The sequence below is a fragment of the Parasynechococcus marenigrum WH 8102 genome (genome assembly GCF_000195975.1).
In the GTDB taxonomy this organism is placed as follows: Bacteria; Cyanobacteriota; Cyanobacteriia; order PCC-6307; family Cyanobiaceae; genus Parasynechococcus; species Parasynechococcus marisnigri.
Genome location: NC_005070.1, coordinates 2,196,900 through 2,213,609, shown reverse-complemented (window position 1 = coordinate 2,213,609; position 16,710 = coordinate 2,196,900). Strand labels below are relative to the sequence as shown.

Annotated in this window: 8 protein-coding genes and 1 pseudogene; 8 read left to right on the top strand and 1 reads right to left on the bottom strand. The window is 53.7% G+C overall.

Going from position 1 to position 16,710, the window contains the following annotated elements; genetic code table 11:
• The first annotated feature begins 70 nt into the window (after positions 1-70).
• A complete protein-coding gene (grxC, locus tag TX72_RS11665) occupies positions 71-328 on the top strand; it encodes a glutaredoxin 3 (RefSeq protein WP_011129163.1) in 258 nt (85 codons plus the stop codon).
• Positions 329-331: 3 nt separating this feature from the next.
• Positions 332-1,255, top strand: coding sequence for a glutathione synthase (gene gshB / locus TX72_RS11660; protein ID WP_011129162.1), 924 nt, complete (start codon positions 332-334; stop codon positions 1,253-1,255).
• Here the strand turns inward: gshB and TX72_RS11655 are convergent.
• The gene (locus TX72_RS11655; RefSeq protein WP_011129161.1) at positions 1,222-2,628 is read right to left on the bottom strand and encodes an isochorismate synthase; all 1,407 of its coding nucleotides are present in this window, start codon (positions 2,626-2,628) and stop codon (positions 1,222-1,224) included. The two genes, gshB and TX72_RS11655, sit on opposite strands and share 34 nt — an antisense overlap.
• Before the next feature lie 70 nt (positions 2,629-2,698).
• Between TX72_RS11655 and menA the strand changes: the two genes are divergently transcribed.
• From menA to TX72_RS11605, 6 genes and pseudogenes are all read left to right on the top strand, one after another.
• Entirely contained in the window at positions 2,699-3,631 is a 933-nt protein-coding gene (menA, locus tag TX72_RS11650; RefSeq protein WP_011129160.1) for a 2-carboxy-1,4-naphthoquinone phytyltransferase, read from the top strand.
• Positions 3,631-4,602, top strand: coding sequence for an o-succinylbenzoate synthase (locus TX72_RS11645; protein ID WP_011129159.1), 972 nt, complete (start codon positions 3,631-3,633; stop codon positions 4,600-4,602). The genes menA and TX72_RS11645 overlap by 1 nt, the downstream gene beginning before the upstream one ends.
• Entirely contained in the window at positions 4,602-5,780 is a 1,179-nt protein-coding gene (locus tag TX72_RS11640; protein ID WP_011129158.1) for an AMP-binding protein, read from the top strand. The genes TX72_RS11645 and TX72_RS11640 overlap by 1 nt, the downstream gene beginning before the upstream one ends.
• Positions 5,781-5,905: 125 nt before the next feature.
• Entirely contained in the window at positions 5,906-9,847 is a 3,942-nt protein-coding gene (locus TX72_RS11635; protein ID WP_011129157.1) for a M10 family metallopeptidase, read from the top strand.
• A gap of 283 nt (positions 9,848-10,130) precedes the next feature.
• A complete protein-coding gene (locus TX72_RS14585; protein WP_011129156.1) occupies positions 10,131-16,175 on the top strand; it encodes a hypothetical protein in 6,045 nt (2,014 codons plus the stop codon).
• Positions 16,176-16,369: 194 nt separating this feature from the next.
• Positions 16,370-16,597 (top strand): annotated as a pseudogene (locus tag TX72_RS11605) (TM2 domain-containing protein).
• The last annotated feature ends 113 nt before the right edge of the window (positions 16,598-16,710 follow it).

The following is a 16,710-nucleotide window of genomic DNA, read 5'->3' as shown; positions in this document are numbered from 1 at the left end:
GCGGTTCTGATCAATTGTTGACGCTATCAGTGCCGCCGCTGCATAGGATCCGCACAGCTGGAGCATCTCCATGGCCAAGGTCGAGATCTACACCTGGCGCACCTGCCCCTTCTGCGTTCGCGCCAAGGGTCTGTTGGACCGCAAAGGTGTGAGTTACACCGAGCATGCCGTGGATGGTGACGAACCCGGCCGCGATGCCATGGCCGCCCGTGGTGATGGCCGCCGCAGTGTTCCCCAGATCTTCATCGACGACCGTCACATCGGTGGTTGCGATGACCTCCACGCCCTCGAGCGGTCCGGTGAGCTCGATCCCCTGCTGAACGCCTGAGCCATGCGCCAGCTGTTCGTGCTGGATCCGCTGTCGCAGATCCGGCCGGAGAAGGATTCCACCGCCGCGTTGATGCAAGCGGCCCAGCGGGCCGGGGATGACATCTGGTCCTGTACGCCTTCGGACTTGATCGCCCGAGGGGATGAGCCCATGGCGGTGGCGTTGCCTGTGACACCGGACCCCTGGATCGCTGTTGGAGCGCCAGAACGTCAGTCTCTGGCCGGGTTTGACGTGATCTGGATGCGGAAGGATCCACCTGTTGACGAGGCGTATCTCTATGCCACCCATCTCCTGGAGGTGGCGGAGCGGGCTGGTGTTCGTGTGTTGAACCGTCCCAGTGCCCTGCGGGCCTGGAACGAAAAACTCGGTGCCCTGCGCTTCAGCCGCTGGATGGCGCCCACCCTGGTGGCCGGCCGGGTCTCCGAGTTGATGGCCTTTGCCCGGGAGCAGGGCGACGTGGTGCTCAAGCCCCTCGGCGGTCGAGCGGGACTTGGCGTGATCCGCGTGCAGGCCGAGGCACCGGGCCTCAAGGCCTTGTTGGAGTTGGTGACGGAGCAGGAACGGCTGCCTGTGATGGCCCAACGCTTTCTGCCTGACGTGACGGAGGGTGATAAGCGGATCCTGCTGGTGGACGGCGACCCCCTTGGTGCGGTGAATCGTCGCCCGTCGGAGGGGGAGTTCCGCAGCAATCTGGCGGTGGGTGGACAGGCCGAAGCAACGGAATTGAGCGAGCCTGAGCGTCAGATCTGTGCAGCGTTGGCACCGGCTCTGCGGGCAGAAGGGTTGTTCTTCGTTGGCATCGATGTGATCGGCGGCATGCTCAGCGAGATCAATGTCACCAGTCCCACCGGCGTGCGGGAAGTGGAACGCTTGATGCAGGAGCCCTTGGCGGATCAGACGATCGAACGGTTGCGCTCACTGGTCTGAAGTTTCAGCTGATCGGCGAGGACCGCCAGCTTCAGTTCCACTTCCTGGCGTTCCCGTTCAGCGATGGACCCGCGCACCAGCCCTGCTCCGGCGGTGAGATCGAGATGGCGCCCGCGGGCGTGACCGCAACGGATCGCCACCCTGAGCTCGGCGTCCCCGGCGCTGTCAATCCAGCCGATCGGCGCGGCATAACATCCCCGTTCGAACGGTTCAAGGGTGCGCAACCAGGCCATGGCCTCTCGCCGTGGCAAGCCTGCAACTGCCGGGGTCGGGTGCAGTTGTTCCGCCAAGCTGAGCGCAGATCGTCCCTGCACTTCAGCTGTGATCGGGGTGTGCAGATGGGTGAGTTGGCCGTGGCGGGCCAGCTGCGGCTGGCGGCGGCGGCAGGGAGTCAGTCCCATCTGCCGCAACTGGTTGGTGAGTGTGTCCACCACCAGCTCATGTTCACGGCGGTCCTTGTCGGAGCGCAGCAGTTGCATGCCGTCATCACCCTCACCCGCGGTGCCGGCGAGGGCATCACTGCGCAGCCAGCCCCCCCTCAGGCTCAGCAGGCGTTCGGGTGAAGCGCCGAAGAACACATCATCAGCTTCTCGTTGCCACTGGAAGCGGCAGCTGCCGGCCTGCTGACGCCGCAGTCGTTGCAGCAGGGGTAGGGGATTGAAGCGGTTGTCCAGATCGATGGTGTGCCGCACCGCCAGCACCAGCTTGTGCAGCTCTCCGCCATTGACCAGTTCGATGCCGCGCTCAACAGCCCGGCTGTAGCGCTGTTTCCACAGATCCGGGTTGCCGTTGGCCAGCTGCGTCGGTGATCGACTGGAGGTGATAAACGGCAGGTCGGCTTGGAGTTGTTCGCATTTGAGCCACAGCTGTTCGGCCAGCTCCCGGGCTTCGGCTGCGGAGTTGACGACCCCATTGAGGCGGAGCCAGCCACGGCGGCCCTGACGGGTGAGCTGCCAGCGGGGCAGCACTGCTTCCACGGCGGGAGGATGCATGGCGCCGTGATGGTGTTCTCCGACCTGTTCGAAAAAGCGGAAGCGAAGCAACACCCTTGGCCTGGCCTGGGCAGGGCTGATGGCCCTGGTGTCCACCAGACGGTTGAGGCTCAGATCGGTGAAGCGCTGGGCCAGCTCGAAACGACGCGCACCGGCCAGTTCCAGCTGCTGGCAGGACCCTGCAGCCGCCAGACAGAGCCCTGGAGCACCATCCATCAGCATCTGAAACGACGCCTGATCCGCCAGCACCGGCAGGGCATGGAGCGGATCGATGCCGTCGAGGGGCAGAGCCAGGCTGAGCAGCGTGTCCTCGCCACCAGAAGACATCCAGCCCTGCTGGGAGGCCTCGAGAACACTGCTGAAAGAACAATCAGCCGACATTCGCGGCGATTCCGGCCAGGGTTACTGCTCAAATGTATGGGTCATCACCCGCTGGAATCGGGTCCGGTCCATGGTTGAGCCGCAGGCTGTCGCATCCCGTTACGCCGATCGGCGCCTGCTGTGGAAAGCCGCGATCAAGTGGCCGATGTATTCCGTGGCCGTGATGCCCGTTTTGCTGGCGGCGGGGTGGCGAATCGGTGCCGTCGGATCGCTGCGCTGGACCCAGTTGTTCGGGTTTCTGCTGGCGGCCATCCTGCTGCTGCTCTGGGAGAACCTCAGCAACGACCTGTTCGATGCCGATACAGGAGTCGACACCACGGGTAAGCCCCACTCCGTGGTGAACCTCACCGGACGTCGCGACCGGGTTGCCCTGGCGTCGCTGGCATCCCTGGGATCGGGGCTGGCTTTGATGGCCTGGTTGGCCTGGTGCAGCTCCGTGTTGGTGTTGGCCCTGGTGTTGCTGTGCTGCGGCCTTGGTTACATCTACCAGGGACCTCCGTTTCGTCTGGGTTACCGAGGTCTGGGAGAACCGCTCTGCTGGCTGGCCTTTGGTCCCTGTGCCACCGCTGCAGCCCTGATGGTGCTGGAACCGCAGGGGGCAAATGTCATTCCCTGGGCAACCGCCTGGATGCTCGGGGCAGGACCGGCTGTGGCCACCAGCCTGGTGCTGTTCTGCTCCCATTTCCATCAGGTGAGCGAGGACTCGGCCCATGGCAAACGCTCACCGGTGGTGCGGCTGGGCACCGCCCGGGCAGCGGCCCTGATTCCCTGGTTGGTGGCCCTCACCCTGGCGCTGGAATGGCTGCCGATGTGTCGGGGGGACTGGCCTCTCACCGTGCTGCTGAGCGGCTTGGGGCTTCCAGCGGGTCTGGCTTTGATCCGTTTGATGCAGCGCTGCCATGACCAGCCGGACCGCATCAGCGGCAGCAAGTTTCTGGCCCTGCGGTTTCAGGCCTGGAACGGGCTTGGTTTGGCGTTGGGGCTGGCCCTGGGGAGGCTGTGATGCGTCTCCAGCTGCAGGGGCGCCGCTTTCGCTTTTCGTTGCGACAGCCGTTGCGGACCGCTGCGGGAGTGCTGGACGCCCGCGAAGGCTGGTTGCTGCGGATCGAGGCCAGCGATGGAGCCCTGGGGTGGGGGGAGGTGGCGCCGCTCGATTTCGCTGAGCGACCCCTGTGCGCAGTGGGTCTGGAGCAGCTGGTCGGGGAGTGGATGTCGCGTTCACATCTGGAGGAACGGCTTCCAATGCTGTCCCCCGCTTTGGGCTTCGGGGTCGGTGCAGCCTTGGCGGAACTGGATGGGCTGGTGGGTAAAGCTGCTCGGCAGGGCTGGTTGGCGGCGCCCAGGTCGGCCGAGCTGCTGCCGGCTGGTGATCGGATGCTGCATCAGCTTGAACAACTGCTGGAGCAGCGGGGCCGGCAACGGCAGTTGACGGTGAAGTGGAAGGTGGCGGCAGATCCGGACCCCCAGGAGTGGTTGCTGCTGGAGGCGTTGTTGGAGCGGCTGCCGTCCACGGCCTCCCTGCGGCTGGATGCCAACGGTGGCTGGAGCCGGGCCACGGCCCGCCGCTGGATGGAACGGCTGGTGGGGGATCCACGCTTTGCCTGGTTGGAGCAGCCCCTGGCGCCCAACGATCAAGAGGGATTGGACGAGCTGGCGGGCTTGGGACCGGTGGCTTTGGATGAATCGCTCGATCAGGACCCATCTCTGCGGGACCATTGGTGTGGATGGCAGGTGCGGCGTCCGCTGTTGGAGGGGGATCCACGGCCGCTGTTGCGGCAGCTGCAGGAGTGTGTGCCCTATCGGATGCTCAGCACCGCCTTTGAAACGGGCATCGGCCGCCGTTGGCTGCATCATCTGGCGGCGCTTCAGCAACAAGGCCCAACGCCGGTGGCGCCTGGGCTCGCGCCGGGCTGGTGCCCATCGGGACCCCTGTTCAGCGACGATCCGAACGCGGTGTGGGAGGCGGCGGCCTGATGGAGATCGATGTCGATATGTTGCTGCAAGGTCTTGATCGGCGGGGCTGGTTGCCGCTTCAACATCCCGGTGAACGCCGACCGATGGTGCCGGCTCAGCTCCTGCCGGAGGGTGATGGTGTGCTGGTGTCCAGCGGCGGCAGCAGTGGTGGGCGCCAGGTTTGCTTGCAGCCCTGGAGTCATCTGGATCAATCCGCCAGTGCAACCGCCAATTGGTTGGAGGGTATCGGTGTTGATCCAGCGGAGGCGTTGCTGCTCAATCCGCTGCCGCTGCATCACATCAGCGGGTTAATGCCCTGGTGGCGGAGCCGCTGCTGGGGGGCCCGTCATGTGCAGTTGACGCCGTCCTTGATGAAGGCCCCTGCTGGTTTGCTTCAGGTCTGCGAGCGATTACCTGATTGGGGCATTGCGCCTGTTGTGGTGTCGCTAGTCCCCACCCAATTGCATCGGTTAATGGCAGACCCCGCCGGGTTGGCTTGGTTGCAGGTCTGTGCCGTGATCTGGGTGGGCGGGGCAGCGCTGCCTGAGTCGCTGGCTGATCAGGCACGATCCCATGGCTTGCGCTTGTCCCCCAGTTACGGCGCTACCGAAACGGCTGCCATGGTGGCTGTGCAAACGCCGGAGCGCTTCCTGGCCGGACAGTCAGGTTGTGGCATTGCTCTCAACGATGTGGAACTCCGCTTGGATGCTGATCAAGCGCTGTTGGTGCGCACCCCTCGGTTGGCCGTAGGCCGTTGGTCGGCTGGTGATCCTCTGCGGCTACAGGCTTTGACGGATGTCCAGGGTTGGTGGCGCTCGGGGGACGCAGCCTCATTGGATCCCGAGCTCACGGTGCTGGGTCGTCGAGATGGTGCGTTGCAAACCGGAGGTGAAACGGTGTTCCCAGAGCAACTTGAAGCTCGACTTCAACTGAACATGATGATCGTGAAACTGGCACCGATTCCGGTGTTGCTGTTGTCCGAACCGGATCCGGAGTGGGGTGAACGGTTGGTTGCTCTAGTAGGAACTACGGACATGGCCTTGATCGGGTCACTGCGCCAGATGACGCGCTCATGGCTCAGACATGAGCGTCCCAAGCGTTGGTTGCAATGCCCAGGGTTAAGCCGAAACGCCATGGGCAAGTGGGAACGGCTGAGGTGGCGCCAATGGCTGGTCGGAGATGGCTCCCCCCAGGCTTGAGAGCAGGGACGTTTTGGGGCTTGGCAAAGCCCTTGAAGGACCAATTAATCCCTTAAATAATATTCACAAACAGAGTGGACGGCCTTTTCTTGCTAGCAAGAAGTTCTGCACCATCTCTCTTGGCTATGTCCAGCAACGCGTTCGGTAGCCTCCAGTTCCAGGCAGAGGGCAATGCTGATGAGATTTTGCAAAGGTCGTTCAGTGCAAGAACGGATCAATTTTCGGCTTTCTATGATATCCACAACTTGTATGATACACACGACTCCTATGATCCCTACAACATACTCTTTGACCCTTTGTATGACTTGAACAGTCCATTGATTAATGGGCTGTTGTTAAATACTAAATGGGGAGACGCGGATCCTGATGATTATCTCGGCCAGAATGGTTTCGAGCCCACTAAACTTACATATTACATAGGCCAGACGGGTGATTCAATTTCCGCTGCTGGAGATACATTTAATGCTGTAACCCCGAAGCCTGGAGAGCAGGAAGCCATTGAAGCCTCGATGAAGGCTTTTTCAGACGTCGCTCAATTGAGCTTTGAAGCATCCAGCAGCCTCTCGGGAAATACAACAATCGCTTGGGGAGTATCAGCTGATGAAAGCATTTATCATGGTATTGCCGATTTCCCTGGTGATTCTGAGGCAACAGCCGCTAGTGGCGTAATCATTTTCAACGAGGATTATGATGCCGATGGTGGAGAGGTTGAGTCCGGATCTTATTTTTATCTGACTTATATCCATGAGCTGGGGCATGCTCTTGGTCTAGCCCATCCCCACAACGGTGGAGAAGCTGGCTGGAATAGCTACGAGAGTGCATTGTTTCCAGGTGTGAGTGAAGGAGCTGACTCGTCCGCCGGAGAGTTTGACAATAATTCCACGCCGTGGACGGTAATGACCTACAACGATTCATCGTCGTACCTCGCGGTAAGCGATGCCAGTGGGCAACTCGATGATGTTTCTCCTGGCTATCAATCCATTGACGGCTACCTTGAAAATCTTGGACCAATTGATATTGCTGCTGTCCAGTATCTTTACGGCCCGAACCATCAAAGCAACGCCGGCGACACTGTCTATGCCCTAAATGAATATGAATTAAATGGTTACCGCAGTATTTGGGATGCCAGCGGTAATGACACGATCGACGCATTTGATTCTTCTAGCTCGGTCGTCATTGACCTGAGGAACGCCACATTGGAAAATGAAATTGGCGGAGGTGGTTTCCTTTCCAAGATTAATGACGAATACAAGGGATATACGATTGCCTACGATAGTTTGACACTGGCTGGTTTTGGTGATGGCGCCTATCAAGCGGTCATTGAGAATGCAAGAGGGTCATTCCTGAACGACTCACTTCAGGGTAATGACTATGACAATTTGCTTGAAGGTGAGGGTGGTGATGACACCCTGATTGGAGCTGCTGGTGCAGACACTCTTTATGGCGCTGAGGGTGATGATGTTTATACCGGTGGTGCTGGTGGAGACCTCTTTGTTTTTGATTCTGGGGCGAATATCATCAATGATTTTGATCCGAGTCCCTCAGGAGACAATGATGATATCGCTATAGATTTCGACGTAGTCGATCCCTGGGTGTCCATTACAGGTGACTCCCTGTTTATTTACGACGAGAATTCTAATGCATCATTGCAGCTCGCCGGAAAGGCGAGTCTTTATGTTTCTGAAGCCGTAAGTGATTATGATTTTATAGTTGATTCCTCTGTTTTCAGTGATGACGGAGCCACAATTGTTGAAGTGATTGATGAATCAGGCTGGATTGACCATCCAGGTTTTGGATCCGACTATGACTTCATTGATCGTTCCAAGTTTGCCTCAAATATTGATATTTACGACTACTTTTATTCCCATGAAATGGAGGAATGGTTTACAGGAACTCTGCCTGATCCAACCTCCATTACGTTTGAAGCTGATAATGGTTGGTTGGATGTTAATGGTTCGTTTGGTTCCAGCGCCTTTTCCCCAGATGATCACCAATATCTAGCTGGTACCTCATCCCCTTACAGCACATTCAGCCCTGCTTCCACCGGTGCCGATGGCCGAACAACATTGGTGCCGTCTACGTCGTCTGGAAACCATGGCGACGGCACAGCTGCAGGAACAATTGAATTCATTCTTGCCGATGGTGGAGCCTTCGATGGCAACCGCATCCACTTCAATCTTGAGAACATCGGGCACAGTGGTGGCCCAGATGAGCCTGATTTGGCCCGTTTGAACAGTGGTGCCAATATTGATCGTGGCATCAACATGACCTTCGGCACCGATTTGGTGGCTGGTGGTCAGCGTGATCAGTTCTTGGAAGTTCTTCCCAGCGAGCAAAGCGAAGGTGGTCTGAAAATTCACTTCTCCGGGACCGAAGCAGGTTCTGGCGATGCCTTTGATAATCCGGTTACTGCCTTTGGCTTCTACTTGATGGGTCGCGAGATCAAACGCGATGTTTATCTCGATGTCTATGACACCAACGAGGAACTGATTTATTCCATGCCGACGATGGAGCCGGATGATATGAGTGAGGCCGTTGTGGAATATATTTCTTTCGCGCTTGATGAGGAGGATGAATATCCAATTAAGACCATTCATCTCCGCGAAGAATTTGTTGCTGGTGATACGGCAAGCCGGCGAGATATTTTCAGCATTGATAACCTCGTGGTTCAGTTCGGTGATCAATTGGCTGCGGTTGATAGTGATCAAGGTGGCGGTGACTTCGATGGGGATGAACCAAATATTGAAATCTTTGTTGGCCCAGGATCCCTCAACAACCCTTACTACACCTTCTACAAAGATCAGGCTGGAACAGCAGCACTTGATTATCTGACCCTTGATATCAACCGAACCTATAGCTTTAAGCGTGTTAACGATGCGACGTCACACCCCTTCTTCCTGAGTGACAAAGGAAAAGGGCAGAATTCTTCACGAAATATCAGCTTGTCAGGAGATGGCTCCGTGGCGACCGGAATCACTGATGATCAGACACTGAATCTTGCGTTCTCAGACCTAGCGACACCTTCCAATCTAAGCAATATCACTGGCTTTTGTACATCACACAGCAACATGTCAGCCAAGTTTGCTGTCGTGAGTGGCGAGTTTAATGAACTTGTCATTGATAATGATAATAATGACGCCCTTTATCGCGACGAAGAGGGGTATGTGTTTATTCTCCCTGAGAATGACTCCTCCAAGACCCCTATCCTGATTACTGATCAATATATTGATGATGCTGCCGGCATATTCTGGCAGGATGAATATGGCGATGCTCAATATATGCCTGCAGCACTACATAAAACATCAACTGGATATCGTGTGGCCGTCAGAGATGTTTGGAATGGATATGATTGGGAGACTGGTGAGGATCGGAAGTTTGAAGAATGGGTCATTTTAGATCTTTCGTCTTCCGGTGTTATTGATCCCGACTCGATACGCTGGAATGCTGCGATAGCAGGTTATGAAGGGCAATTTAGTGAGGATATTGACGGAGACGATGTTGTTGGTGTTAATACCTCGACATTAATGGAACTAAGGTCTGATGAACCTGAATTCAAGCAGGTAGGCGATAAGCTCTACATGGATAGTCAGAATTCTATTTATATTATTCCTGCGGCTGGAGGTTCTCCGATTCTGATTACCGAAGAAGGCGGCTTCCCTGCGTACCTTTATGAGGATTATGGTTACTCCGATCCCGATCAAGCGAATGGAAATGATTTTAGGAAAGCCCATGCAGTTGTTGCGAAGGACGATGGATATTTGCTGGCGGTCAAGCATCAATATGGTGGTCGCCCGGAGTGGGAGCTAGTCAATGTTTCCGCTGATGGTCAGTTGGATTGGTCTACTGCCATGTGGACCCAAGATATCTCTGACCGTGAAAAGATGTTTGGTGAAGATTTAGACCTTAATGGCAGTATCGGTATATCGACTGATGATTTGATACCAGTAGAAGCTGATTCGACTGGTGATTTGCTCACAAGAAATGATCAGGGCGAACTCTTTATTCTTCAAGATGGAATAGAACCTTTGAAGTTGACAGACGAATGGGGGGGGAAGTGTTGTTTTTGATAATGGACACCAAGATGAATATGGCTCATGGTCACAAGAGCCATACCAGGTCGAATTCTCAGAGGAAGACGGAAAATATATTTTTGCTGTTCTTGAGAAATGGTCAAACACCTGGGGCGGCGAAACCCATGAAGATCAGCAGTGGATCGTTTACTCGGTAGATTCGGATGGTTCCCTTAGTTGGGACAGTGCTGAGTGGAATGCCAATATTGCCAAGTATGAGGCAACCTTTAACTTTGATCTGAACGATGATGGCTTTACTGGAATCAATGAAGCCTCTATTTTGAAGTCAGATTCAGATACTGAAGGTACTGAGCTTTGGAAAGACAGTACTACAGGTTCACTCTTTATTGTTGATGATGGAAAGGAAAAATCAGATAGGAAACAAATCCTGGATCAAGGAGGTTGGGAGCCTCAGCTTGAATTTTCTGATAATTGGGAGGGTGGGTCTCATACGTCCACTGTGTTTGCGGTCGAAGCTACTAATAATGGCTATGCCTTGGTAATCAAGCATGAAGATACTTTTAATGATCACGACACGATTTCTGGCGGAGAAGGTTATGACACGATTTCTGGCGGAGAAGGTTATGACACGATTTCTGGCGGAGAAGGTTATGACACGATTTCTGGCGGAGAAGGTTATGACACGATTTCTGGCGGAGAAGGTTATGACACGATTTCTAGCGGAGAAGCTGAAGACACGATATTTGGCGGCGAAAGCAATTCAGTTCCGCCGCCATCAGAGGCGCCAACTCCATTTGTTCAGGCCAAACCAGATGAAGATGACTCAAACTCGATGGTCTTCTGGGAAATTTTAAATCTTGATTCCGAAGCAAGAATTGATTGGAGTCAGATCTCTGCATTTACAGAATCAATTGCCGGATACGAAAAAGTCTTCAATCAGGATCTTGATTTGGATGGCAAGATAGGAGTTGATATTGGTGCATTAAGTTCACTTCAGACAGACACAACGGGGTATCAGTTGAAGGTGTCCACTGCAGGCACTGTTCACATTTGGGATGGAACAAATTCTGAATCGATTGTTGATGTTACTGATATAAATGGCGGTACACCATCGATGGTCGTCTCAGATGATTGGGGAGAGTACGGTAGCTTTAATATTGCCCCCTATGCAGTTGTCAAAATCGACGGGGGGTCGTCGCTCGATTATTATCAATTAGCTGTTAAAATTCATGATGTTTATTCTTACTATGAAGGCTCTATTCTAGTTTCGGAAGAACGCGTTGAGTGGGAGATCTACAAAGTCTCGTTGGACGGAGTTATTGATTCCTCTGAGAAGACCCATGCGTTCTCGATTATTCCGTGGGAGCCTAAGTTTGGCCAGGATATGAATGGTGACGATGACTTCTCTGGAACCGTAAACATCAAATATAGACGCACTGATAGCTCTGGAGTTGATGGCGTTAGTATCGGTGAAGCTGATGGTCAGCTTTATATCATTAATGGCGCCACACAGATTGCTGTTCAAGACCCATGGATAGAAGATAATGTAAATTGGGGTGATGGGGGATATCAGTCAACTGCGTTGGCTGCTGAATTGAACGACAATGGCACTACGGTTACAACGGACGATTACTATCAACTTGCTGTTAAGCAGACCAATACTTGGACTGATTACTGGGGAGGTGGCCAAACTCAGACCGATATTAATTGGCAGGTTTATGCGATTGATTCTGCTGGACGTATTGATTGGGAGAAGACGATTTGGACTCAATCTATTGCTGGATTTGAGAATTTCTTCGGCGAAGATCTTAATAATGACGGTACAAAGGGCATCGATTCTGGCAATCTAAAAGATGCCGAGTTAGACAAGTATGGCTACCGCTTGAAAAAAGATTCCGATAATTTGCTCTACATTGTTGATGAGAATGGTGAAAACACCATGCCTGTTAAGGATGAGTATGGTGGCTTCCCTTCCTTTGATCATTCCCACTCCTATTGGGGTGGCTCCCATCTTTCATCAGCGATTGCTGTGGAACAGAATGCTGACCTGAGTTTCTCCTTGGCTGTAAAACGTCAGGATAGTTGGGATGGAGAAACGAATACCTCATGGGAAGTTCTGAACATTTCTCAGGCTGGTGTCTTGTCTTGGGATAACGCCCAATGGTTGGACGACATCACTCTTCTTGAAACCACACTATTTAACGATGATCTCGACGGAGATGGGGCAACAGGTTTAGACCTCAGCGCTCTGAACGTTTTATCGACTGACATAGAAACGACCTCTGGGCGTTTGTATTCCAATGCTGCTGAGGACCGTTATTACATTCGGGATGGCAATAGCACCCTCGCAATTGCTCATGAATGGGGCGAACCAATTGACTTTAGTGGGAAAGAGAACTGGGGGTCTTTTGAGTTCTCTAGAGAGCCGATCGCGGCTGAGTCCCATTCCTTCACTGGAAGTGATGGCAGTACTTATGATGGCTATATCTTGGCAATTAAAAATACTTTTGTTGATTCATCAGGTTCTGAATTAGTTGAAAATATTGATTGGGAGATTGAGTATGTGAAGCCTTCTGGTGTTGTTGATGACATGTTGAGAACTCACACCAATGGCATTAAAGGTAAGGAGAAACTCTTCGCGCAAGACCTTGATGGTGACACCCAGATTGGTCTAGATATAACGAAACTTGTTTCGGTGTCGACTGACACTACCGGCGATCTTCTTAAAACCCTTGGAGAATCTCTGTATATCTTCAACGACAAAAATACAACGACCACTGACGATGATGTTGTCATTGAAGTCGTGGACGCATCGGGTTTCACGCCTTGGTTTGACTGGCAGGAGACTTGGGGTTACGGCGACTATGCCCAAGTTGAGAGTGCCAGTGCATATTCAGTCGAGTCCTTGGAGGATTCTGAAGGTAATACCAACTTCCTTCTAGGGATAAAGATCTCAAGCACATATGCAGGAGTAGAGGACACCTTCTGGGAAACGTTCAAGATCAAGGAGTCCAATCCAGGCGAGGGCGATTGGTACCTTGATTGGGATACCGGTTCTTTCTCTAAAGGTTCCCGACGTCTCGAGTCAATCTTTAATCAGGATCTTAACGGCAACGGTGTCGTGGACAGTGGATCGGTTAGCACTCAGAACGTCTCGACCGACACAAGTACTTCGGGATCGCGGGGTGCGGCCCTCGCCATCGATGATGAGGGTTCCCTCTACATCAAACGTGGTACCAACAACCCAATTCTGATTGAAGACGACAATGGTCCTGTCACTTTTGACTGGAATGATGCCTGGGGTGGTTACACCCGCACTTCCTCTGCTTTTGCCGTCGAGGGTCTTCTCAATGATGCTGGAACGGCGATTGGGTCATACAAACTAGCTGTGAAATATCAGGAGACGGATCAAAGAACAGATACGACTTCCACATACTGGGAAACCTTCATCGTCTCTTCTGAAGGTAAGTTGGATTGGGGTTCTGCCACCTGGGGGAAAATCAAGCGCCATGAAGGTGATCTGAACGAGGATATGGATGGTGATAATGCAATCTGGAGCGAGGCGAACGTTCAATACACAGCTGTCGATACCGATACTATTGGCTCCAAGCCATACTTAGATCCGGAAAATTATCTCTATGTACAGCCGTCGGGCTCGACCACCAAGTCCGCAGTGTTGACAGAGTCTGGTGATGCCTTCCTAGCTACGGAGTCCTTTAGCTACGGGAACTTCGCGTTTAGTCAGGCACCGCTCGCTGTTAAGGATGTCACAATTGGTTCTGGAGAATCAGCTTTGTCCTATTACAAGCTGCTGTTTGAGCAGACGATTACTGAAGGCTCGAGTGATCCGGTTAAGGAGTATATGACCTTGAATATTGATCAGGTATCGATGAAGGTTGACTGGGCTACTGAAACCTATTTCTTTAGCCATGAAACCCTTGAGGATCAGTTCCGGCTTGATCTGAATGATGACGGATCAGTATTTGAAGTCAACGCTAATTCCACGACTGCTATCGCGACTGATACGGCGGGAGCTAAATTGCGTCAAACATCTGACGGCTCTCTCTTCATTAAAGATGGTGAGAACTCAGCCTTTGCGGTGACTTATGCCGATGGATTACCCGTCGATCTCGATGTGCAAGAAACACTTTCTGACGTCCTGTCTCGCTCCACCAAGGCGATAGCGGTTCAGAAGTCGGGTGATCTATACAAATTGGTTGTGAAGGAAACGACAGGACTCACTGTTGATGGAGTTGAGACGTCGAGCGTTGTTTACGTTGTGTATGACGTCACCACCGCTGGTATTTTCAAGCCGAGTTCGGCGTTGTATCGCACAGAAGCCGAACTCAATGAGACGACCTGGTCTCAGGACATTACTGGTGATGGTGTTGTTTCCCAAGGCTCCACCTCTTCAGCATCCGATGCCTTCGCTGATGCAGTGGGGACCGATGTTAGTCAGGAGGTTGTCGATAAATTCCAAAACTCATCTGCATCCGACATCCTCTCAGTAAAGGCTGCTGATGGATCGAATCCGCTGTCTATTTTTGTCCCAACAGGCTCAGGTGCCAAAAGCAACGTTGACCTTACGGTCAAACAGGTGCAATCGGTTGACGCCCCATTGATGGCGAAAGCAGTTTATGACGCTGGTTTGACTGCACAAGTTCAATCTCGACGTGCGAAGACAACCGATACTTCTTACGAGGCTGTAACCGGTCTTTTGGATACTCAAATTACTGTGACTAATCAAGCCAAGTTTGGCAAGATTCAGTCAGTTTCATGGGTGCTTCCCGAGGATGTTGGTGCAGATCCGACATACATAGCTAAGAATTCTGTCACTGGTGAATTCACCAATCTTCAGTATGACGCTGAAACCGGCGAGGGTGCTCAGTGGGATGAAACCGACCGTACATTGACCCTGTTTGTGAGGGACAACGGTAAGAATGACGAGAGTGATGATCAGGGTACTATTAGAACTCCGGGTTTTGTAGCGGCCAGGTCATCTGGTACGACTTCGGATTCAACAACGCCGACTCCGACGCCATCAGTAACACCAACACCGACGCCATCAGCAACACCAACACCGACGCCAACACCAACACCAACACCAACACCGACACCGACACCATCAGCAACGCCGACTCCATCTCCATCAGCAACGCCGACTCCATCGCCATCAGCAACGCCGACTCCATCGCCATCAGCAACACCAACACCGACGCCAACACCGACGCCAACACCGACGCCATCAGCAACGCCGACTCCATCGCCATCAGCAACGCCGACTCCATCGCCATCAGCAACGCCGACTCCGTCGCCATCAGCAACGCCGACTCCGTCGCCATCAGCTACGCCGACTCCATCGCCATCAGCTACGCCGACTCCATCGCCATCAGCTACGCCCACTCCATCGCCATCAGCAACGCCGACTCCGTCGCCATCAGCAACGCCTGATCCCACACCTACAGCCTCAGATGAGCTGCCGGTTGATGTCTCTGACTTGGGCTCAGATGACATTTCTAGCCTCACCCCAGATGCTGTCAGCGAGCTGACTGCAGAGCAGGTAAATGATCTGTCTCCTTCCGCAGTTCAGGGCTTCACCGCAGAGCAGGTTTCGGAACTCTCTGAAGAAACAGTGGCAGGTTTCACTGCTCAGCAGGTCCAAAAGCTGGCACCAGAAGCAGTCGCTGGTTTCTCGAAGTCTCAAGTGTCTGAGTTGACACCGACGTCGTTGAAAGGGCTTTCATCCGAGCAAATGAGAGTTTTGCCTGCTTCTGCAGTGGAGGGTTTAACCGCAAAGCAGGTCTCAAAACTTTCTGAAGAAGCAGTGAGTGCCTTCACTCCTAAGCAGTTCAAGAAGTTGGCTCCAGAGGCAGTGGCAGGGTTCTCGAAGGCCCAGGTGTCTGAGCTGACTCCGAAGACGATCAAGGTGTTGGGTTCCGAGCAAGTGGAGCAGATGCCTAAAAGATCCTTCCAGGCACTGGATACTGCCCAACTTGCAAAACTCAGCAAGGATGCGGTCACGGGTTTGACCAGCGGACAGTTGCGGACACTGAGCGGTGCCGAAATTTCCGCCTTCAAGCCCGCCAAGATTAAGTCCCTCGATGCCGACGCCATCTCTGGTTTCAAGCCAGCGACGCTGAATGATTTCAGCCGCCGTCAGGTCAAGGCACTCAGTGACGACCAATTGGCTGGCCTGACCAAAAAGCAGATTAAGAAGGCGGGTGACTTCGTTGATGCCCTTACCGATCGGCAGATTGGTGCCCTCTCATTTGATCCAGGTCGTTCCAATCGTCTAATAGATCCACTGGATGATCAGAACTACTCGAGCCTGCTTTCCGGATTAGATCTTGAGACCCTCGCCTGATCTCTTGCTCACGCAAGGCTTTCAACAACCCTCATGGCTCAGGCCATGAGGGTTGTTTTATGGACTTCCACAGGGGAAGTGGCAACGGAGCCGATGGCAGGCCTGGTTGCAGTCGCAAGAATCTGGACACCCGCCGGAACCCGATGGCTGAGCTAACTGAAACCGAGATCAGCAACAAGAAACTGGCGGCTTGATTGCTGGGGATCTTTCTGGGCTCTTTCGAAATCCACAAGTTTGTACTCGGCTAACACAACGCCGGCATCATCATGTTGGTGGTGAGCCTTGCCGGTGGTGTGTTGACCTGTGGCATCGCCACTGGGGTGATGTCGATCATCGGGTTGATCGAGGGGGTCATCTACCTGACCAAGTCAACCGACGAATTTCGCGAGTTGTACCTCGATCAGGGGAAACCCTGGTTCTGATGCCGAGCTCTGGGTTCCAGCGATCCGCTAGTACAGCACTGCTGTCAGTGACCGCAGTGTTCAGTGCGGCAGCCACGATTGGCAGTGGGCAAGCGGGGTTTCATTCGCTGGCT

Coding starts and splice junctions, on each gene's coding strand:
- grxC (WP_011129163.1), top strand. CDS start 71: ATGGCCAAGGTCGAGATCTACACCTGGCGCACCTGCCCCTTCTGCGTT.
- gshB (WP_011129162.1), top strand. CDS start 332: ATGCGCCAGCTGTTCGTGCTGGATCCGCTGTCGCAGATCCGGCCGGAG.
- TX72_RS11655 (WP_011129161.1), bottom strand. CDS start 2,628: ATGTCGGCTGATTGTTCTTTCAGCAGTGTTCTCGAGGCCTCCCAGCAG.
- menA (WP_011129160.1), top strand. CDS start 2,699: ATGGTTGAGCCGCAGGCTGTCGCATCCCGTTACGCCGATCGGCGCCTG.
- TX72_RS11645 (WP_011129159.1), top strand. CDS start 3,631: ATGCGTCTCCAGCTGCAGGGGCGCCGCTTTCGCTTTTCGTTGCGACAG.
- TX72_RS11640 (WP_011129158.1), top strand. CDS start 4,602: ATGGAGATCGATGTCGATATGTTGCTGCAAGGTCTTGATCGGCGGGGC.
- TX72_RS11635 (WP_011129157.1), top strand. CDS start 5,906: ATGTCCAGCAACGCGTTCGGTAGCCTCCAGTTCCAGGCAGAGGGCAAT.